The organism is Flexivirga aerilata (genome assembly GCF_013002715.1).
Classification (GTDB): Bacteria; Actinomycetota; Actinomycetes; order Actinomycetales; family Dermatophilaceae; genus Flexivirga; species Flexivirga aerilata.
Genome location: NZ_JABENB010000001.1, coordinates 1,885,688 through 1,903,751 on the forward strand (window position 1 = coordinate 1,885,688; position 18,064 = coordinate 1,903,751).

The 18,064-nt window shown below is 66.1% G+C and carries 21 protein-coding genes and 2 tRNA genes; 14 read left to right on the forward strand and 9 right to left on the reverse strand.

All coding sequences use genetic code 11. From position 1 onward, the window contains the following. Positions 1 to 155: 155 nt before the first annotated feature. From HJ588_RS08945 to HJ588_RS08980, 8 genes are read left to right on the forward strand one after another with little or no spacing between them, the layout of a single operon-like run. A complete protein-coding gene (locus HJ588_RS08945; RefSeq protein WP_171154124.1) occupies positions 156 to 659 on the forward strand; it encodes a PhzA/PhzB family protein in 504 nt (167 codons plus the stop codon). Next, the gene (locus HJ588_RS08950) at positions 656 to 1,861 is read left to right on the forward strand and encodes a 3-deoxy-7-phosphoheptulonate synthase (protein WP_212755357.1); all 1,206 of its coding nucleotides are present in this window, start codon (positions 656 to 658) and stop codon (positions 1,859 to 1,861) included. The genes HJ588_RS08945 and HJ588_RS08950 overlap by 4 nt, the downstream gene beginning before the upstream one ends. Next, the gene (locus tag HJ588_RS08955; protein WP_171154126.1) at positions 1,858 to 2,502 is read left to right on the forward strand and encodes an isochorismatase family protein; all 645 of its coding nucleotides are present in this window, start codon (positions 1,858 to 1,860) and stop codon (positions 2,500 to 2,502) included. Before HJ588_RS08950 ends, HJ588_RS08955 begins: the two co-directional genes overlap by 4 nt. Beyond that, positions 2,499 to 4,340, forward strand: coding sequence for an anthranilate synthase family protein (locus HJ588_RS08960; protein WP_171154129.1), 1,842 nt, complete (start codon positions 2,499 to 2,501; stop codon positions 4,338 to 4,340). Before HJ588_RS08955 ends, HJ588_RS08960 begins: the two co-directional genes overlap by 4 nt. After that, positions 4,340 to 5,170 carry a PhzF family phenazine biosynthesis protein gene (locus tag HJ588_RS08965; protein WP_171154131.1) on the forward strand — a complete coding sequence of 277 codons (831 nt, stop codon included), beginning with the start codon at positions 4,340 to 4,342 and terminating at the stop codon, positions 5,168 to 5,170. Before HJ588_RS08960 ends, HJ588_RS08965 begins: the two co-directional genes overlap by 1 nt. Then, on the forward strand, positions 5,163 to 5,816 hold the full coding sequence (phzG, locus tag HJ588_RS08970) for a phenazine biosynthesis FMN-dependent oxidase PhzG (RefSeq protein WP_171154133.1): 654 nt from the start codon (positions 5,163 to 5,165) through the stop codon (positions 5,814 to 5,816). Before HJ588_RS08965 ends, phzG begins: the two co-directional genes overlap by 8 nt. A 20-nt stretch (positions 5,817 to 5,836) precedes the next feature. Then, complete coding sequence (locus HJ588_RS08975) at positions 5,837 to 6,280, forward strand: PhzA/PhzB family protein (protein ID WP_212755359.1); 444 nt, start codon at positions 5,837 to 5,839, stop codon at positions 6,278 to 6,280. A 26-nt stretch (positions 6,281 to 6,306) separates the two neighbouring features. Then, a complete protein-coding gene (locus HJ588_RS08980; RefSeq protein ID WP_171154135.1) occupies positions 6,307 to 7,311 on the forward strand; it encodes a methyltransferase in 1,005 nt (334 codons plus the stop codon). Here the strand turns inward: HJ588_RS08980 and HJ588_RS08985 are convergent. After that, positions 7,304 to 8,221 (reverse strand): LysR family transcriptional regulator, encoded by a 918-nt coding sequence (locus tag HJ588_RS08985; protein ID WP_171154138.1) that lies wholly within the window; start codon positions 8,219 to 8,221, stop codon positions 7,304 to 7,306. The two genes, HJ588_RS08980 and HJ588_RS08985, sit on opposite strands and share 8 nt — an antisense overlap. 182 nt (positions 8,222 to 8,403) lie before the next feature. Continuing rightward, positions 8,404 to 8,913 (reverse strand): hypothetical protein, encoded by a 510-nt coding sequence (locus tag HJ588_RS08990; protein WP_171154140.1) that lies wholly within the window; start codon positions 8,911 to 8,913, stop codon positions 8,404 to 8,406. A 170-nt stretch (positions 8,914 to 9,083) separates the two neighbouring features. Between HJ588_RS08990 and HJ588_RS08995 the strand changes: the two genes are divergently transcribed. Next, complete coding sequence (locus HJ588_RS08995) at positions 9,084 to 9,815, forward strand: 3-keto-5-aminohexanoate cleavage protein (protein WP_171154143.1); 732 nt, start codon at positions 9,084 to 9,086, stop codon at positions 9,813 to 9,815. Positions 9,816 to 9,824: 9 nt separating this feature from the next. Here the strand turns inward: HJ588_RS08995 and HJ588_RS09000 are convergent, their stop codons facing one another. Then, entirely contained in the window at positions 9,825 to 10,148 is a 324-nt protein-coding gene (locus tag HJ588_RS09000) for an antibiotic biosynthesis monooxygenase family protein (protein ID WP_171154146.1), read from the reverse strand. Between the two features lie 49 nt (positions 10,149 to 10,197). Here HJ588_RS09000 and HJ588_RS09005 point away from each other — a divergent pair, with 49 nt between their 5' ends. After that, positions 10,198 to 11,085 (forward strand): alpha/beta fold hydrolase, encoded by an 888-nt coding sequence (locus tag HJ588_RS09005; protein WP_171154148.1) that lies wholly within the window; start codon positions 10,198 to 10,200, stop codon positions 11,083 to 11,085. Beyond that, positions 11,082 to 11,567 carry a glutathione peroxidase gene (locus HJ588_RS09010; protein WP_171154150.1) on the forward strand — a complete coding sequence of 162 codons (486 nt, stop codon included), beginning with the start codon at positions 11,082 to 11,084 and terminating at the stop codon, positions 11,565 to 11,567. Before HJ588_RS09005 ends, HJ588_RS09010 begins: the two co-directional genes overlap by 4 nt. A 144-nt stretch (positions 11,568 to 11,711) precedes the next feature. Here HJ588_RS09010 and HJ588_RS09015 read toward each other — a convergent pair. Together HJ588_RS09015 and bcp are read right to left on the reverse strand one after the other, a co-directional pair. Further along, a tRNA-Leu gene (locus tag HJ588_RS09015) sits at positions 11,712 to 11,793 on the reverse strand. A gap of 37 nt (positions 11,794 to 11,830) precedes the next feature. Further along, positions 11,831 to 12,298: a thioredoxin-dependent thiol peroxidase gene (gene bcp, locus HJ588_RS09020; protein ID WP_171154152.1), complete on the reverse strand. Its 468-nt coding sequence runs from the start codon at positions 12,296 to 12,298 to the stop codon at positions 11,831 to 11,833. Between the two features lie 77 nt (positions 12,299 to 12,375). On the opposite strand from bcp, the gene HJ588_RS09025 reads away from it, so the two are divergent. Then, positions 12,376 to 12,660: a DUF3618 domain-containing protein gene (locus HJ588_RS09025; protein WP_171154154.1), complete on the forward strand. Its 285-nt coding sequence runs from the start codon at positions 12,376 to 12,378 to the stop codon at positions 12,658 to 12,660. A 45-nt stretch (positions 12,661 to 12,705) separates the two neighbouring features. Then, positions 12,706 to 13,005, forward strand: a complete 300-nt coding sequence (locus HJ588_RS09030; RefSeq protein ID WP_171155569.1) for a GroES family chaperonin — start codon at positions 12,706 to 12,708, stop codon at positions 13,003 to 13,005. A gap of 35 nt (positions 13,006 to 13,040) precedes the next feature. Here HJ588_RS09030 and HJ588_RS09035 read toward each other — a convergent pair whose 3' ends face one another. From HJ588_RS09035 to HJ588_RS09050, 4 genes are all read right to left on the reverse strand, one after another. Next, positions 13,041 to 14,270: a glycine C-acetyltransferase gene (locus HJ588_RS09035; protein ID WP_171154156.1), complete on the reverse strand. Its 1,230-nt coding sequence runs from the start codon at positions 14,268 to 14,270 to the stop codon at positions 13,041 to 13,043. 3 nt (positions 14,271 to 14,273) lie between these two features. Beyond that, positions 14,274 to 15,311: an L-threonine 3-dehydrogenase gene (gene tdh / locus HJ588_RS09040; protein ID WP_171154158.1), complete on the reverse strand. Its 1,038-nt coding sequence runs from the start codon at positions 15,309 to 15,311 to the stop codon at positions 14,274 to 14,276. A gap of 60 nt (positions 15,312 to 15,371) precedes the next feature. After that, positions 15,372 to 15,447, reverse strand: a tRNA-Lys gene (locus HJ588_RS09045). Between the two features lie 51 nt (positions 15,448 to 15,498). Then, entirely contained in the window at positions 15,499 to 16,143 is a 645-nt protein-coding gene (locus HJ588_RS09050) for a hypothetical protein (RefSeq protein WP_171154161.1), read from the reverse strand. Between the two features lie 122 nt (positions 16,144 to 16,265). Here HJ588_RS09050 and HJ588_RS09055 point away from each other — a divergent pair, with 122 nt between their 5' ends. After that, complete coding sequence (locus HJ588_RS09055) at positions 16,266 to 17,999, forward strand: YihY/virulence factor BrkB family protein (RefSeq protein ID WP_171154164.1); 1,734 nt, start codon at positions 16,266 to 16,268, stop codon at positions 17,997 to 17,999. Positions 18,000 to 18,064: the final 65 nt, after the last annotated feature.

Consider the following 18,064-nt stretch of genomic DNA (forward strand, 5'->3'; position numbering starts at 1 on the left):
GCCTGTCGTGGTGGTTTCCCACGGCTTCATCCAGCGGGTCTTGTGGCGACTTCCAGGCGACCCACAGGCTTTCACCTGGTCGATCGACCGGGGCTGGCGGAAGTGCGGCGCGGCCCCTCGGTGGTGCAAGCAGATGTGAGTAAGGGGAAGACGAGATGTCGGAAGACAAGATTCTGCGCAAGCCGGATCCGGAAGTGTTCGCAAGCGACGTGGATCTGCGACGCAAGAACCAGGCGACGGTTGAGACGTACATGGTCTGCACTGGGCAGGCTCGGCTCCGTCGGCATGAGCTGTTCGCGGAGGACGGGGAGGGCGGTCTGTGGACCTCGGACAAGAACGAGCCAATTGTTACGAAGGGCCGGGAGCGGCTCGCAGAGCACGCGAAATGGTCGCTGCGCTGTTTTCCGGACTGGGAGTGGTACAACATCGAGATTTTTGCAACCCACGACCCCAACCGTTTCTGGGTGGAATGCGACGGGCGTGGAACAATCGATTTCGATGGATATCCAACGGGTTTCTACGAAAATCACTTCATGCATTCATTTGAGCTTGCAGACGGGAAAATTCTTCGCAATCGCGAGTTCATGAATCCCCTGAGGCAGATGGCTGCTCTGGAAATCGACGTTCCGCAAATCTCCAGGGAGGGAATTCCGCTATGACGACGAACCTCATGCCGCGTGAAAGAACCGGGCCGCTCGCGTCGATCGAAGAGCGGATGGCAGCCGCGCTCCAGCAACCGCAATGGCCCGATCCAGATCGGGTCGACGCGGTCCGTGCCGCGCTGCGCGGACGCCCGGCGTTGGTTCGGCCCGAGCATGTCATCGAGTTGCGCACGCGACTGGCGGCGGTGGCCGGTGGGGAGGCGGTCGTCATCCAAGCCGGCGACTGCGCAGAGCACCCCGAGGAGACGGATCCGATCTCAGTGGGCCGCAAGGTCGCGTTGATCAGTTCGCTCGCCGGGATCCTCGGTGCTGAGTTGGGTTGCCCAGTGGTCAAAGTGGGCCGGATCGCAGGTCAGTTCTCCAAGCCTCGATCGCGTGCGACTGAACTGGTGGACGGTGTCGAACTCACGGCGTACCGCGGTGAGATGGTCAACTCCCAGCAGCCGACGGAGTCCGACCGGCGCCCCGACCCGATGCGGATGTTGACCGGCTATCTCGTGGCTTCGGACGTCATGCGCCACTTGGGCTGGCTGACGTCCACCCGTGGTGCCAGGAGCATGGCCAGGACGTGGACCTCACACGAGGCGCTCCTCTTGGACTACGAGCTGCCAATGGTCCGGACGGACGACTACGGCCGGCTCTTTCTCGCGTCGACCCATTGGCCGTGGGTGGGTGCTCGCACCCGGAACCTGAATGGTCCACACCTGGAACTCATGAGTCGCATCATTAATCCGGTCGCCGTCAAGATCGGGCCAGATGTTGGGGTTCCGGAGATTCGCGAGCTTTGCCGCTTGCTCGATCCGCACCGGCTGCCCGGCCGGCTGACGCTGATCTCGCGGATGGGTGCGGGCCGAATCGGTGAGGGGCTACCCAGTCTGGTCGGTGCGGTTCGCGATGCCGGACATCCGGTGATCTGGATGTGCGATCCGATGCACGGGAACACCATCACGGTCGCGGGCCGAAAAACGCGAATGGCACGGGACATCGTCTCGGAAGCGGAGAATTTTGTCCGAATAGTCCGCAATGCCGGGGTGCATCCCGGAGGACTCCACTTGGAGGCTACGCCCGACGCTGTCACTGAATGTGACCTTGTGGACGGCCCTGCTGAGCCGGGCACGTACCGCACTCTGTGCGACCCGCGGTTGAACCCTGAGCAGGCGACTCGCATTGCCTCGGCGTGGGCGCGGGGTGTGCGGTGAACGCCACAGCGAGCGGGGCGACTGGGTTGCCAGTCATCGACAGCTATCGGCTGCCTGCCCGAAGACCGACGGTGCCGGTGGCATTGGGTTGGACCGTTTCGCCGGAGCGCGCCGTCGTCCTTGTCCACGATATGCAGCGGTACTTCGTGGAGCCATTCCCCGAACGCATGCGAGCGGACCTCGTGGGCAACATTGCCGCGGTCAGTCAAGCGCTCCGTGAGCGAGGGGCGATGGTGGCGTTTTCTGCACAGCCGGGCGATATGACGAGCAGTGAGCGCGGCCTGCTGAACGATTTTTGGGGGCCGGGAATGAAGGCCTCGGCCGATCAGCGTCAGATTGTGGCAGAGCTTACTCCTCATCCAAGTGACTGGCATTTCACGAAATGGCGATACAGCGCGTTCCACAGGTCGGATCTGCTGCAGTGCATGCGGGAGTCCGGACGGGACCAGTTGATTTTGTGCGGCGTGTATGCACATGTCGGCATTCTGGCGACGGCTCTCGACGCATTCACAAACGACGTACAGACCTTCATCGTCGCGGATGCCGTCGCCGATTTCTCTGAGCAGGAGCATCAGTGGGCTCTGGACTATGCGGGCCGTCGGTGTGCTCAGATCGTTATGAGCACCGAGGTGGTCGCATGAGTCTCTTGCAGCAGATCCTTAAATCGCCGCCACCTGCCTTCGCCATCATCGCCCGCGGTGAAGACAAGAAGGTCAGTGTGCATGTGGGCGATGTGGCTTATCCCCGCACCATCGATGAACTACCCGACGGTGACATGGGGCCGACGATCGCTGTCGTTCCTTTTCGGCAGGTTTCTGAGCGAGGGTTTACCTGCGAGGACGACGGCACCCCACTCCTTGCCATCCGATCATTTTCCCACGAGCACATTTCGCTGAGTGAAGCACTTGAAGACCTGCCTGATGTCGACACCGAACTCGTGGGCGGAGCGTTCGACCAGTCCGACGATGAGTACGCCGACATGGTGAACACCGTCAAACAGGACGTGATCAGTGCCGGTGACGGAGCGAACTTCGTGCTCGCACGACAGTATGAGGCGCGCCTCGCCCGGCCCGACGCGAACGCCGCTCCGAGCGTGTTGCGCCGACTGCTGGCGAACGAGGTATCGGCGCACTGGACGTTTCTCGTGCACGCAGGAGGTCGCACCCTCGTCGGCGCGAGCCCGGAGTTGCACGTGAGTCTGCGAGGCGGCATCGCAGCAATGACGCCGATCAGCGGCACGTACCGATATCCGGTGACGGGTCCGAGCGAGCTGGGCGTCCTGCGATTTCTTCGCGATCAGAAGGAGACGAGTGAGCTCTTCATGGTCGTGGACGAGGAACTCAAGATGATGGCCGAGATCTGCTCGGAATCGCCGACGGTCACCGGGCCGTTCTTGCGCACCATGGCGCGTCTCGCTCACACCGAGTACCGAATCGAGGGCAGGTGCGACAAGGATCCACGGGTTGTGCTCCGCGAGACACTGCTTGCCCCGACCGTCACTGGTGCGCCGTTGGAGAACGCTTGCCGGGTAATTGCTCGGCACGAGCCGTCTCCTCGGGGGTACTACAGCGGGGTAGCCGCATGGATTGACTCCGATGACGACGGGACGGCGGCACTGGATTCCGCAATCCTTATCCGCACCTGTGAGATTGACTCGGAGGGTGGGGTCCGCTTGGGTGTCGGAGCCACACTCGTGAGTGGTTCGGATCCCAGGACCGAGGTTGCGGAGACACACACCAAGGTCGCGACACTCCTGGCCTCCTTCACGAGAACTGCAGAGGTTCCGGACCTGCATACCGAATCTGTGCAGCGCGCCCTTGCGCAACGTAACTCCCATCTGTCTCAGTTCTGGGCCGGCGCACGGCCAACGCGGCCGATGCAGCGGCGCTGCCGTGGCCTGTTGGTTGACGCGGAGGATTCGTTCACCGCGATGCTTGAGGCCCAGCTGGACGCGATCGGGATCGAGGTGCGCACGTTACGCGTCAACGAAGTCCACGGTCTCGACCATGACTCTGATTTGCTCATTCTCGGCCCCGGTCCTGGTGACCCGACCGACCTGTCACTACCGAAGAATCAGGTCCTCGGGTTCCTTGCGGACCGGGCGTTGAGTGCGAAGCAGCCCATGCTCGCGATCTGCCTCAGCCATCAGATCTTGTCGGCCAGGATGGGCGTCTCGGTTCGGCGCAAGGAGACGCCGAACCAAGGTGTGCAACAAGAGATCGATCTTTTCGGTGCGCGCGAGCGGGTTGGCTTCTACAACTCCTTTGCAGCAGTGTTGGCGGGAGATCAGCCGCCACCGGCCGACCTGGAGATTGCCTGTGATCCTGCGACGGGCGAGGTACATGCCATGCGGGCGGCCGGCCTATCGTCGATGCAGTTCCACCCGGAGTCCGTGCTGACGATGAACGGGCCGGATCTCCTGGCTCGGGAGATTGATCATGTCTTGGCGACGTCACCGGTCCGAGCGGAGGCGGATTGATGAGACGCTATGTGACTGTCGACTGTTTCACGAAGACCAGGCTGCACGGCAATCCGGTGGCAGTCTTCGACGATGCAGACGGGATGAGTCCGGGGCTGATGCAACGCGTCGCTCGGGAAATGAACCTCTCAGAGACCACTTTCGTGACTCGTCGGCCACAACGTGGAGAGTTCTCGGTAAGGATCTTCACCCCGGTCAACGAACTCGCATTCGCAGGCCACCCTTTGCTCGGCACGGCGCTTGCGCTCGCAGCGGAAGCCGAGGGCGGCGAGCTCGGACTGCATACCCAGATGGGGCGAGTACCGGTGCGCCTGTCGGACGACGACAGCTGTGCGCGTATGACGCAACCCACCCCGACCGTGAAGACGTTCGACCGGTCGGAGGATCTGTTGGTCGCCCTCGGCGTGCGTGAGGCCACCATGCCGTTGGAGATTTACCACAACGGACCGCGGCACGTGCTCGTCGGTCTGGCCAGTATCGCTGAGTTGGCGAGTCTGCGGCCCGATCATCGCGCGCTCGGCGCCTTCGAAGACATGGCTGTGAACTGTTTCGCCGGCTCCGGGACGCAGTGGCGAAACCGAATGTTTTCGCCGGCCTACGGTGTGGTCGAGGACGCCGCGACCGGCTCGGCCGCCGGCCCGATCGCCATACACCTCGCGCGCCATGGAGCGGCCACACTCGGCACACCGCTACGCATCACCCAGGGCGTCGAGATGGGGAGGCCGTCGGATATGTACGCGTGTGTTTCGCAAGACCACGACGGTGGAGCCCGGGCGGTCCAGGTCTGGGGCCACGGCATCCTATGCGCGGAAGGTCGAATGCATGTCTGACCTTGCCGAGCAACACCGATCCGAGTCGATGACGGCTGCTCGGCCGGCCGATTTCCCCGAGTATCACTCGCCGCCGCCCGATCCAATGCCGTTGCTGCACAAATGGATCGAGGAGGCCGCCGAGCTTGGAGTCCGAGAACCATTGGCTCTCGCGCTTGCGACGGTCGACGCCACCGGCCAGCCATCCAGCCGCACCGTCGTGGTTGGTGCGGTGACCAACGTGGGTCTGGTTATCGCCACCCACTCAACGAGCCGCAAGGCCCACGATCTCAGGTCGAACGAGCGCGCGAGCGGTCTGCTCTACTGGCGTGAAACGAGCCAGCAATTGCAGTTCGAGGGACGAATGATCGCTCTCGACGAAGCATCGTCCGATCGACTCTGGGAGAAGCGGCCCGTCTTCACCCACGCGATGACGGTCGCATCCGAGCAAAGCGCGACGCTGGCAGATCCCGCTGAACTGCGTTCTCGTGCAGCCCAGTTGGCCACCGGAGCACCCCTGCCTCGGCCCGCGCGGTACACGGCATACGAGTTCGTCATATCGGCGATCGAGTTCTGGGCGAACGGCACAGACCGCCTGCACGAGCGGCTGCGCTACACCCGGACACCGGCATCGGCCGGCTGGTCCTGGAACCGGCTTCAACCGTAAATCGGCAGAGGAGAGTGACATTGAAACCCGGACTCGCATTGATTGACGCTTACCTCGACGTCAGCCACGAGGCGCGCCTGAACCGCTACCAGCTTTATGACGAGAACGGTGCCGCATCGTTGTGGTTCACCGATCGTGGCAGACCGATTACGGTTCGTGGCCGCGACAACCTGCGTAAGCACAACGAGCTGTCCATCCAAGTGCTGCCCGACTGGCGGTGGGGCGATGTCGAGATCCATCTCGATGACAAACGCCGCACGGCGTGGGTTGAATGCACAGGGGAGGGGACGATCCAGTTTCCTGGCTACCCCTGGGGTCACTATCGCAACAGCTTCGTGCACCGCTTCGAGTTCGGGGACGGCCTGATCGTGTCGACGCGTGAGTACACCAACCCGTTGGAACACATGCGAGCATTGCGCATCGCGACCCCACAGATCCGGCGCGATTGGATACCGGAAGCATGACCGGGTCGGGCCGGACGGAGACGTCCGTGATCGAACTCTTGACGGGCGGATGGCGCGCGCAGCTCGCGCGCGTCGGGGTCGAGCTGGGCATACCAGATCTCCTCGCTGGTGCTGATCTCACGGTCGCCGAGCTGAGTACACGCACCGCCGTCCCGCAGAACCTTATGTATCGGCTGATGCGCGGACTGGACTCGATAGGCATCGCCGCGAGGATTCCGGACAGGCCGGACGGCACGACCGACGCCGGCGCGACCTACGCGCTCGGGCCGTTGGGTGTCCACATGGTCGATGGGCCGGGGAGCATGCGTGACGCATGCCTGCTCTACGGTGACGAATTCCACAGCGCGTGGGGCAACGCTCCAGTGGCCTTCGGCTCCTCCGCAACCGGATTCGAGGCTACCTACGGCACCGAGCTGATCCCGTATCTCGCGGCGAATCCACCTGTCGCTAAACGGTTCCAGAGCGCATTGGCGGCGACAAGTTTCTACTTTGATCTGCTGGCTGACGCGATGGAGGTGCCCGTTCACGGCGTGGTCGTGGACATTGCGGGCGGAAGCGGCGCGTTGCTCACCCAGGTGCTGCAGGCCCGTCCGCATGCCCGTGGTGTGCTCACCGACTTGCCACACATGCTCGCGATCGCCGATGGTGCCTTTGCCGATGCCGGCTTGACCGAGCGAGTGACCACGATGTCCGTCGACCTGTTCAGGGGACGGTTGCCCAAGGATGCGGACATCTACGTCTTGTCACGCGTGCTCGGCGACTGGAGCGACGAAGAGTGCGAGCGGATACTCACCAACATCAAGGTCGCAATGGGCTGCCGATCGAGACTGTGGATAGTGGAGCGGCTCACCAGGGATGACGGCTCCGCGCCACTGGCGACGCTTTGGGACCTCCACCTCCACGTCGTCAACGGGGGACGTCAGCGATCGATCCGGGAGTATCAACGGCTGGCCGAGGACTGCGGGTTGGAAATCCTCGAGGACAAGCGCCTTCCTGCGGACAACGCCGCGCTGGCCCTGCGGCTCAGGTAGCGTGCCGACCGCGCCTCCGTGACTCTTGCGCACGGTGGTTCATGAACGGTCGGCTGGTGACGACTTCCCGGAAAGCAACTGCGGGCGCGGGAAGCTCGCGGTCTCTGCGCCACATGAGCCGCAGGGTGCGCTGGGCGCCGGGCGAGTCGATGTGGGCCCACGCCACCGGCGCGTGAGTGCCGGCCCGCTGGGACATGGCCGGAATCAGGCCGATGCCCAGACCAGCGCTGATGAGGTCTTGGGAGACGCCCGGTTCGTTGGACTCGCACGCGATGATCGGCTGGGCGCCGGCATCGGCGAAGAGGCGCTCCAGCAACTCCCGCTGCCAATGCCCACGGCGCGTCGTCACCCAGTCCTCGGTGGTGAGGTCAGCAACGGGTATCGCGTCCTGCTGGGCACGCGGGTGTGACTGTGGCATGGCGAGGAGCACCTCCTCCCGCACCAACTCGACCGACTCGAGATCTTCGGCATTCACGGATTGGGATGCGATGCCGAAATCTATTTCCCCGGAACGCAATTGGCGGCGCATTTCTCCGGCAGCCGCCTGCTGCAGGCGCACTCTAATGCCGGGTTTGGCACGACGAAAGGTGGTGAGTACGCCGGTGAGGGTGAGCAGCGACTCGGCTGCGACCACGACCTCTCCGCCGGCACCGCCCTTGAGGTCGTCCAAGGCGCGGCGTCCGTCATCCAGCTCGCTCAGCGCACGTTCGACGTGTCGCAGGAACACCCGACCGTTCTCGTTCAGACGGACGCGACCCTGCCGGGTGAACAGCGGCATGCCCAGCTCGTCCTCGAGCCTTGCGATCGTCCGGCTCAGCGACGGCTGGGCGACGCGCAGCTCGTCGGCGGCCCGGCTGAGGTGCTCGAGCCGGGCAACCGTGCGGAAATATTGCAGTGCGAGTAGATCCATCCACCCTCCTCAACGATGCGACGGTATCGGGTGAACAAAACTCGATGGACCAGCACCGATGGATGCCCTCGGGGCGCACGGGTGGAAGTGTCGACCCGTCATACCCGATCGAGCGGCGGCCGGTCCCGGCTCGGACCGACCTGCCGCTCGACGTGTGACGTGCAGGATCTGACGACTTGGTGTTACAGGCCCTTGCCGTTGTTGTCCGCGCCCGCCCAGTTGTTGTCCCAGTTGACGTCGGTCGTGCCCGACGGGTAGCTGTCGATGTAGACCTCGACGTGCACCCGGTGCCACGGGGCGTAGTGGTAGACGCTCCAGTTGAAGGAGAAGGACTGCCCGGGGGCGAGCGGCTTCAGCGTGCGCAGGCCGTTGCCGTTGAGTCCGATCGGGAAGACGCTCAGCTCGCCGGAGCCCTTCGGCGAGACCATCGTGGCGTGGACCTCGTTGGGCATGCCGGGCATGTTCATCACGCCGTACTTCACGACCGTCCCGGCGGGAATGGTCGTGGTGCCGTTGTTGACAATCGAGGCGACGCCCCAACCGCTGATGCCCTGCATCTCGCCGGTCTGCTGCATCGTGACGGCCCCGTCGACCATCGTGTCTGCGGCGTGTGCCTGCGGCGCCGCCATACCAAATGTGGCCAGGGCCGCTACCGCCGCGCCTGCGGTTGCGACTGCGACTTTGCGTTTCATGTCTTCCTGCCTTCGGGTGTGAGTGCCAACGACTGGACAGCCGCGACTAGACAGCCGTCCAGTCGCACACTAGCGGTCGCAGCAGGGCCGGCGGGTTAACAGTTCGTACGGAGATCACCAAGAATGTGCCGAGGCGGTCGGGCACCGTGGCACTCCGAGGAGGTTGGCTGATGGACCTGCAGGTTTGCGTGAACGGAGCACGGTCCGTGAGTGAACATCCGCGGCTGTCATCCGATGCCTCCGAGGTGGCGGAGGAGGCCGCCGCCGCGGTCGACGCCGGCGCCGGCAGCGTGCACCTGCACCCCAAGGACGCCGACGGCACGGACACCCTGGACGAGGATTGCGTTGCGCACTGGGTGCGGGAAGTGCGGCGGAGGTGTCCGGGCGTCCCGGTCGGGGTGACGACGGGGGCATGGATCGCACCCGACGTGGACCGCCGAGTGGCCGCCATCGCGGCCTGGAGCACGATGCCCGACTTCGCCTCCGTCAACTGGCACGAGCAAGGAGCGGAGGCGGTCGCCGCCGTCCTGCTGGAGCACGGTGTCGGCATCGAAGCCGGGATCTGGCACCTCGACGGCCTGCGGGCGTGGCAACGCTCCGCGCTGCGCAGTCAGTGTCTGCGGGTGCTGATCGAGCTGCCGGACATCGGGGACGTCGACGCAGTGCGGCAGCATGCCGAGTCACTCGTGACCGGGGTGCGACGGGTCGCCCCGGGCTCCTCGATCCTGCTGCACGGGGAGGAACGCTCCACCTGGCCGGCGATCGACCTCGCGGTCGAGGCAGAGCTGCCGACGCGCATCGGGCTGGAGGACACGCTCACCCTGCCCGACGGCACCCCGGCGAGCGGGAACGCCCAGCTTGTCGAGGAGGTGGTGCGATGCTTCGGCCGGCGGGCGCGGTGAGGGGCGCGGTCACGGGCGCGACTCCCGCCATACGTCGTGGAAGTGGTCGACGGAGGGCACCGGGTCGTAGAAGTGGTGCAGGGCCGTGCGCCAGCGCTGATAGTCGTCGGACTCACGAAATCCGACGGTGTGGTCGGCGAGTGAGTCCCACTCGACATGGAGCAGGTATTCGTTCGGACGCTCGATGCAACGCGACAGGCGAAGGCTGCGAAAACCCTTCTGCCGTTTGATGATCGGCACAGCGTCTGCGAACGCCGCTTCGAACCCGGCCTCGTGCCCGGGACGAACGGGCAACACGACGGACTCGATGCAGGGTGCGCTGTCGGAGGTCATGCCCGCACGCTACCGAGCCGGCTCACCTCCGCCGTGGCAGTCTTGCCCCATGACCCTGATGAAGCTGCCCGACGGGCGCGACCTCGACATCCGGATCAGCGGAGCGGACGACGGACCCGTCTTGCTCTTCCACCACGGCACACCGGGGTCGGTGCTCCCGCGGTCCGCGATGGCCGAGTCGGCGAAGGAGCGGGGCATTCGCCTGGTGACGTATTCCCGTGCGGGGTATGGCGATTCGACGCGCAACCCGGGCCGGTCCGTGGCCGATGTCGCGGACGATGCCGCCGCCATACTCGACCACCTGGGTGTCGAGAAGGCGATGACCGCCGGATGGTCCGGCGGCGGGCCGCACGCGCTGGCGACGGGAGCCCTGCTGCCCGACCGCGTCACCGGCATCCTCAGCATTGCGGGTGTCGCGCCGTACGACGAGCCGGACCTGGCCTTCCTCCAGGGCATGGGGGAGGGCAACCACGTCGAGTTCAATGCTGCTGCCGAGGGCGAGGACGCGCTGCGCCGAGTGCTCGAGCCGATGCGCGCCGAGCTCGCCGACGCCACGCCCGACGACATCATCGGCGAGCTGAGCACCCTGCTGCCCGACGTCGACCGGGCCGTCATCACCGACGAGACCGGTGCGGAGGTCGCGGCCAACTTCGCCGAGGGTCTCAAGAACGGCGTCGACGGCTGGGCCGACGACGACCTGGCCTTCACCCGGCCGTGGGGTTTCGACCTCAGCAGCATCACCGTGCCGACCTTCGTCTGGCAGGGCAGCCTCGACCTGATGGTGCCGTTCGCGCACGGCCAATGGCTGGCTGGCAACATCCCGGGCGCGACCGCGCACCTGGTCGACGGCGAGGGGCACCTGTCGATCGGCATCGGCGCCATCGACGCGATGCTGGACGAACTGCGTGAGACCTTCGCCGAGCGGGACCCGAGATGACCACGCTGGGCGACTTCACCGCCGACCTGCTCGACGGCACGCCGCAACCTCTCGATGCGTATGACGGCAAGGTCGTCCTCGTCGTCAACACCGCCTCCAAGTGCGGATTCACCCCGCAATACAAGGAATTGGAGCAGTTGTGGCAGGACTACCGGGACCAGGGGCTGGTGGTGCTCGGCTTCCCGTGCAACCAGTTCGGGCACCAGGAGCCCGGTGACGCTGACGAGATCGGCGGCTTCTGCGAGCGCAACTACGGCGTCACCTTCCCGATGTTCGCCAAGGTCGACGTCAACGGCGACGACGCGCACCCGCTCTACGCCTGGCTGCGCAACCAGGCGAAGGGCGCGCTCGGCAGCAGCCGGATCAAGTGGAACTTCACCAAGTTCCTGATCGGCCGCGACGGCTCGGTGCTCGCGCGCTACGGATCGGCCACCAAGCCGGGCAAACTCGCCCAGCCCGTGGAGCGAGCGCTGGCCGGCTGAGGGAGTGACTAGAGCTCCCGGTGGTGCAGATCGCGGGGTATACGGCGCGATCTGCACCTCCCCGGGCGAGTCCGGCCGCTACCGCTCTACACATCGTGCGCCATACCGCACGATGTGCAGAGCGACGGAACGCCGAGTCAGCTGTGCGCGAGGCGGGACTCGAACCCGCACACCCGAAGGCACCAGAACCTAAATCTGGCGCGTCTGCCTGTTCCGCCACTCGCGCGCAGTCACCGAGTCTAAGCGGCTCGGCGACGCTCGCGTCATACCAGCTGGAGCGCCTTGCTCAAGGAGGCGACGTGGCCGGTGGCCTTGACGTTGTAGCGGGCGAGCTCGACCGTGCCCTCGGGGTCGACCACGATCGTCGAGCGGATGACGCCGACGACGGTCTTGCCGTAGAGCTTCTTCTCGCCGTAGGCGCCGTAGGCCTCGAGCACCTTCTTGTCCGGGTCGGCGAGCAGCGGATAGGTGAGCGACTCCTTCTCCACGAACTTCGCCAGCTTCTCCGGCTTGTCGGGGGAGATGCCGACGACCTCGTAACCGGCGCCCTGCAGGGTGGCGAGTGAGTCGCGGAAGTCGCAGGCCTCCTTGGTGCAGCCGGGCGTCATCGCGGCGGGGTAGAAGAAGATCACCAGGTGCTTGCCGGCGTAGTCGGAGAGCGACACCCCCTTGCCCGAGTCGGACGTCAGGGTGAAGGCGGGGGCTGTGTCACCGATCTCGAGCCGCGGCATGGCATGTCCTCCTGGTTACGAACGGGGGTTCCTGCGTTATCGTCTCAGGCGAATCGCGACCCGCCTAAGGAGACATCATGGCTGACAAGGCCCCCGCGAAGCCCGCGACCCGATCCGCCCAGCAGATCGAGGCCGACCTCGCGGCGACGCGCGAGCGACTCGCCGGCACGATCGACGAGCTGTCCTTCCGCGCGCAGCCGAAGGAGATCGTCAACCGGGCGGTCGAGGACGTCAAGCTCAAGGCGAACGACGCCACCCACACGCCCGACGGTGAGCTCAACACCCAGAAGCTCGGTATGGCGCTCGGCGGCGTCGCGGCGATCCTGCTGACGCTCGGCATCATCCGCCGCGCGCGCAGCTGACCCCCCGTGGCTGACGCAGCCGCGTCGGGGAATCTCCCCATCAAGATGCTGCACGACCGGCTGCTGGTGTCCGCGGACGCCGAGTCGGGGGAGCGCAAGTCCGGCGGCGGCATCGTCATCCCCGCAACCGCGTCGGTCGGCAAGCGACTCGCGTGGGCCGAGGTCGTCGCCGTCGGGCAGCACGTGCGGCAGGTGCAGCTCGGCGACCGCGTGCTCTTCGACCCCGAGGAGCGTGCCGAGGTCGAGCTGCAGAGCAAGACCTACGTGTTGCTGCGCGAGCGCGATTTGCACGCCGTCGCCGCGCAGCGGGTCGACTCCAGCAGCTCGACCGGGTTGTACCTCTAGTCGCTGGTTTCGATACGCGGCTCGTGGCTCGCCGCTCAACCAGCGGGATTTTCGTCGCCGCGCAGCGGGTTCGTAGCGAGCACCTCGTCGCGCGCCTCGACGAACGCCTGCACGCAGGCGCGCACGTCGGCCTCGCTGTGCGCGGCCGACAGCTGCACCCGGATGCGCGCCTTGCCCTGCGGCACCACAGGGTAGGAGAAGGCGATCACGTAGACGCCGCGCTGCAGCATCGCGTCCGCGATCTGCGTCGCCTGCCGGGCACCGTCCTCGCCGGGGAACATGATCGGCGTGATCGGGTGGCTGCCCGGCAGCACCTCGAAGCCGGCCTCGGTCATCAGTGACCGGAACAGCTCGGTGTTGGCCGTCAGCTGCGCGCGCTGCTCCGTCGAATTGCCAGCAATCTCAAGGGCTTTCAGTGACCCTGCGACGACCGATGGGGCGACGGCGTTGGAGAAGAGGTAGGGGCGCGACCGCTGGCGGAGCAGGTCGACGATCTCCTGATGCGCCGCGACGTAGCCGCCGGAGGCCCCGCCGAGCGCCTTGCCGAGCGTGCCGGTGATGATGTCGACCCGGTCCATCGTGCCGGTGAACTCCGGTGTGCCGCGGCCGCCGTCGCCGACGAAGCCCACCGCGTGGGAGTCGTCGACCATCACCAGGGCGCCGAATTCCTCTGCCAGGTCACAGATCTCGGCCAACGGCGCGTAGTAACCGTCCATCGAGAAGACCCCGTCGGTCACGATCACCGTATGCCGCGCGCCGGCGTCCTTCGCCGCCTGCAGCTGCGCGCGGAGATCGGCCATGTCGGCGTTCTTGTAACGGAATCGCTTGGCCTTGGACAACCGGATGCCGTCGATCAGCGACGCGTGGTTGAGCTCGTCGGAGATGATCGCGTCCTCCGGGCCGAAGAGCACCTCGAAGATGCCGCCGTTGGCGTCGAAGCAGGAGGAGTAGAGGATCGCGTCGTCCGTCGACAGGAAGGCGGCCAGTGCGCGCTCGAGGTCGCGGTGCTGCGTCTGCGTGCCGCAGATGAAGCGCACGCTCGCCATGCCGAATCCCCACTCGTCTAACGCGTTTCGCGCCGCGTCGAGGACATCGGGGTGGTCGGCGAGGCCGAGGTAGTTGTTGGCGCAGAAGTTGAGCGCCTCGGAACCACCGGTGGCCACGTGCGCCGACTGCGGCGTCGTCAGCTCACGCTCGTGCTTGGTGAGCCCGGCGTCGTCGATCTCGCGCAGCGTCTGCTGCAGGGCGTCCTTGTTGGCGTACATCCGTCAGCTCCAATCCATCACGACTTTGCCGACCTCGCCGGACCGTGCGGCGTTGAAGGCGTCCTGCCACTGCTCCGCCGGGAAGCGGTGGGTGATCACCGAGGCGACCGCACGCTCCAGCTCCGGGGAGGACTGCAGCATCGAACTCATGGCATACCAGGTGTCGTACATCTCCCGGCCGTAAATGCCCTTGATCGTCAGCATGTGGGTGATCACCCGGCCCCAGTCGATCGCGAACTCGTCGGCGGGCAGGCCGAGCATCGCGATGCGTCCGCCGTGATTCATGTTGTCGATCGCCTCGCGCACCGCCGACGGGTTGCCGGACATCTCCAGCGCGATGTCGAAGCCCTCGCGCATCCCGAGATCGCGCTGCGCGTCCGCGATCCGCTCGCGCGACACGTTGACCACCCGGTCGGCACCGGCGGCCTTGGCCAGGTCGAGCCGGTAGTCGCTCACGTCGGTCACCACGACGTAGCGGGCACCGACGTGCTTGGCGATCGCGGCGCCCATCACCCCGATGGGTCCGGCGCCGGTGACCAGCACGTCCTCGCCGGCGATCGGGAAGGACAACGCGGTGTGGGTGGCATTGCCGAACGGGTCGAAGACCGCGCCGACGTCGGGGTCCAGGTCGTCCGGCTGCACCCACACATTGGAGGCAGGTATGACGACGTAATCCGCGAACGCACCGTCGCGATTGACACCGACGGAGCTGGTCCGGATGCACAGCTGGCGACGTCCCGCGCGGCAGTTGCGGCACTCGTTGCACACGACGTGCCCTTCGCCGGACGCGAGCTGACCGACCTTGACGCTGGTCACGCCCGGCCCGACCTCGACGACCTCGCCGAAGAACTCGTGCCCGATGATCAGCGGCGGCTCGACCGTGGAGGCGGCCCAGTCGTCCCAGCCCTCCAGATGCAGGTCGGTGCCGCAGAGGCCGGCCCGCCATACCTTGATCTTGACTTCACCCGGGCCGGCAGTCGGCTCCGGAGCGTCGATCAGCTCCAGACCGGGACCGGCACTCGTCTTTGCAAGTGCACGCACTGCACCAGTCTCGCATGCGAAAAGCCCCAGGTCACAAGGGGACCCGGGGCTCTTCGAGGGTGGTGCGCCATCAGGGACTCGAACCCCGAACCCGCTGATTAAGAGTCAGCTGCTCTGCCAATTGAGCTAATGGCGCAACGAGGAAAAACCTTAGCAGGCAGTGGTCGCAGATCTGAAATCGAGGCGGTCAGCGACGCATCTCGCGCAGCGCGACGCCCGCGGCGAGCAGGGCAACCACCGCCGAGCCGGCGACGATGACGGTGCGCGTGGTGTCCGACGAGCCGCCGTCCGGCTGGGCGGTTGCCGCCGACGAGGTCGGCGGCGTGCTGAACGACACCGTCGCGCTGGATGATGAACCGGCCGAACTGGCCGGGCTGTTCGTCGCCGCACCGGTGTCCCAGGTCGTCGTCTCCGGCTGCTGCGTCGTGACCGCCGTCGAGGTCGCACTCTCCGGACCGGCGTATGACGGTGCTTGCGGTGAGCCCGACGACGTCGAGTAGGGCCGATCGGCACCCGCACTGGTTGAGGTGGTCGCCGCCGGGTCGCTCGGTTGCAGCGGCGGCGGCGCGATCGTCGTCGGACCGATGGTCGGCGGACGGTAGGTCGGCCGCGTCGGCGGACGGTAGGTGGGCCGGGTCGGCGGTCGGGTGGACGGATCCGACGTCACCGACGAGGAAGAGCTCGCACTCACCGAGGTCGACGTACTCGGCGAACCCGACGTACTGGCCGACGGGCTCACCGGTTCGGCCGTGGCCGCGCTCGCCGCCAGGGCAAGGGCGCAGCCCGTGCCCAGCACCAGACCCGCCGCGGTGAGACCACCCCTCCACCTCATGGCGACATTGTGCACTGCGGCGCGCGGGATCTCGCCTCTTTGGCGGACGGGCGCTAAGTTGCACAGTCAGTGCCAGAAGACGCCAGAAGACGTGGCCCCCGATTCTGCGAGGACTCATCCCGATGTCGCTGCTGTTGCTCAATGACGAAGAAGTGGAACGTCCGAAGGAAGACATCCCGGACGCACCCGCCAAACCGAGCTGGAGCGTCGCCCTGAAGCGGGCGGCGAGCAAGTTCTCCAGCGATCAGTGCACCGACAAGGCCGCGGCGCTGACCTATTACTCGATGCAGTCGCTCTTCCCCGGCCTGATCGCGGTGCTGTCGCTGATCAACGTGTTCGGCAATGGCAAGGAGACCACCGACAGCCTGGTCAAGATCCTCGCCGGGATCGCCGGCAAGGACCCGAACGACAAGTCGCTCAGCACGATTCGCGACTTCATCGACAACATCAGCACCCAGGGCGGCGGCGGCGTCGCGCTGGTCGTCGGCATCCTGCTGTCGATCTGGTCGGCCTCCGGTTACGTCGGCGGCTTCAGCCGTGCGCTCAACAAGATCTACGAGATCCCCGAAGGCCGCCCGGTCTGGAAGCTGCGGCCGGCGCTCTACCTGGTCACGATCATCGAGGTCATCCTGATCATCGTGGTGATGATCGCGCTGACCACGACCGGCAGCGTCGCCACGTCGATCGCGAACGAGATCGGCATACCGAGCAACCTGGTGACGATCTGGGACATCGCCAAGTGGCCGTTCGTCGTGCTGATCGTGGTCTTCATCATCGGGATGCTCTACTGGGCCACCCCGAACGTCCGCAAGACCAAGCGCGATATCTTCACCTGGGGTGCGCTCATCGGCTTCGTGGTGTGGGTGGTCGCTTCCGGTGCGCTCGTCACCTACTTCGGGCTCACCCAGGGCGCGAGCTACCAGAAGACGTATGGCGTGTTCGCCGGCGCGATCATGTTCATGCTGTGGCTCTGGATCACCAACATTGCGATGCTCTTCGGCGCGGAGGTGGACGCCGAGCTGATCCGCACCCGGCAGCTGAAGTCCGGCCTGCCGGCCGAGGAGATGATCCTGTTGCCGCCGAAGGACGACTCCGGTTTCGCCAAGCAGGATCTCAAGGCCGCCACGACTCTCGACGTGGCGCACGACCTGCGACTCAGCTCGATGAAGGACGCGTCCGGCGACCCGACCAGTTACGGCCGGGCGTCGCTCGCCGCCGGGCACGCCGCGCTGGTCAGCGGTGCGGCCAGCACCGCGGGCCGCGGCACCAAGACCGGCATCGTCGGTCCCCGCGACGCCGGCGCCCCGCGCGGCACCGGGAGCACGTTGACCGGATCGAACGACCGAAAGGCAGGAACCACCGTGACGCCATACGACCCGCAGTTGCCGCCGGCCGTCGAGGAGGCGCGACTGCTGCGCCGCGACGCCGCGCTCATCAAGGCCCAGCGCTCGCGCAAGGAACGTGACCGTCTCGAACGCCAGCAGGCGAAGGCGAAGGCCGCCGCGAAGCAGCAGGAGAAGAAGGAAGCGCAGGCGCACAAGATCGCCGAGTCGCACATCACCCGTGAGGAACGCTGGGCCTCGGTCGAGCGGGTGCGGGCGCAGTATGCGCCGCCGGAGAAGCCCGAGCGCGACCAGGTCGCTGCCGAGCGTGCCGCGCGTCGTGCGGCGTATGACGCGAATCTCGCTGAGCGGCAAGCGAAAGCGGCGGCCGAGCCGCCCAAGCCGCCGGAGCCGAAGAAGCCCAAGGTGAAGAAGCCGCCGATGCCGAGCGAGCTGCGCACCGAGACCGAGCAGGAGCAGCAGCGACGTCGCGACGAATGGTTCGCCACGCACCCGCCGCGGTCCACTGATTGAAATCGATTGCACCCGTGCCCTTTTGGATGTGGCGAGGATGGGGTAGACACGGTGGTGGCGTCGGC

What these genes read in the sequence shown, in the direction of transcription:
- HJ588_RS08995 (WP_171154143.1), top strand. Translation starts at nt 9,084, where the DNA reads ATGGACCTGCAGGTTTGCGTGAACGGAGCACGGTCCGTGAGTGAACAT.
- HJ588_RS08945 (WP_171154124.1), top strand. Translation starts at nt 156, where the DNA reads ATGTCGGAAGACAAGATTCTGCGCAAGCCGGATCCGGAAGTGTTCGCA.
- HJ588_RS08960 (WP_171154129.1), top strand. Translation starts at nt 2,499, where the DNA reads ATGAGTCTCTTGCAGCAGATCCTTAAATCGCCGCCACCTGCCTTCGCC.
- HJ588_RS09050 (WP_171154161.1), bottom strand. Translation starts at nt 16,143, where the DNA reads ATGAGGTGGAGGGGTGGTCTCACCGCGGCGGGTCTGGTGCTGGGCACG.
- HJ588_RS08965 (WP_171154131.1), top strand. Translation starts at nt 4,340, where the DNA reads ATGAGACGCTATGTGACTGTCGACTGTTTCACGAAGACCAGGCTGCAC.
- HJ588_RS09035 (WP_171154156.1), bottom strand. Translation starts at nt 14,270, where the DNA reads ATGTACGCCAACAAGGACGCCCTGCAGCAGACGCTGCGCGAGATCGAC.
- HJ588_RS09030 (WP_171155569.1), top strand. Translation starts at nt 12,706, where the DNA reads ATGCTGCACGACCGGCTGCTGGTGTCCGCGGACGCCGAGTCGGGGGAG.
- HJ588_RS09025 (WP_171154154.1), top strand. Translation starts at nt 12,376, where the DNA reads ATGGCTGACAAGGCCCCCGCGAAGCCCGCGACCCGATCCGCCCAGCAG.
- HJ588_RS09000 (WP_171154146.1), bottom strand. Translation starts at nt 10,148, where the DNA reads ATGACCTCCGACAGCGCACCCTGCATCGAGTCCGTCGTGTTGCCCGTT.
- HJ588_RS09055 (WP_171154164.1), top strand. Translation starts at nt 16,266, where the DNA reads ATGTCGCTGCTGTTGCTCAATGACGAAGAAGTGGAACGTCCGAAGGAA.
- bcp (WP_171154152.1), bottom strand. Translation starts at nt 12,298, where the DNA reads ATGCCGCGGCTCGAGATCGGTGACACAGCCCCCGCCTTCACCCTGACG.
- HJ588_RS09010 (WP_171154150.1), top strand. Translation starts at nt 11,082, where the DNA reads ATGACCACGCTGGGCGACTTCACCGCCGACCTGCTCGACGGCACGCCG.
- HJ588_RS08950 (WP_212755357.1), top strand. Translation starts at nt 656, where the DNA reads ATGACGACGAACCTCATGCCGCGTGAAAGAACCGGGCCGCTCGCGTCG.
- HJ588_RS09005 (WP_171154148.1), top strand. Translation starts at nt 10,198, where the DNA reads ATGACCCTGATGAAGCTGCCCGACGGGCGCGACCTCGACATCCGGATC.
- phzG (WP_171154133.1), top strand. Translation starts at nt 5,163, where the DNA reads ATGTCTGACCTTGCCGAGCAACACCGATCCGAGTCGATGACGGCTGCT.
- HJ588_RS08990 (WP_171154140.1), bottom strand. Translation starts at nt 8,913, where the DNA reads ATGAAACGCAAAGTCGCAGTCGCAACCGCAGGCGCGGCGGTAGCGGCC.
- HJ588_RS08985 (WP_171154138.1), bottom strand. Translation starts at nt 8,221, where the DNA reads ATGGATCTACTCGCACTGCAATATTTCCGCACGGTTGCCCGGCTCGAG.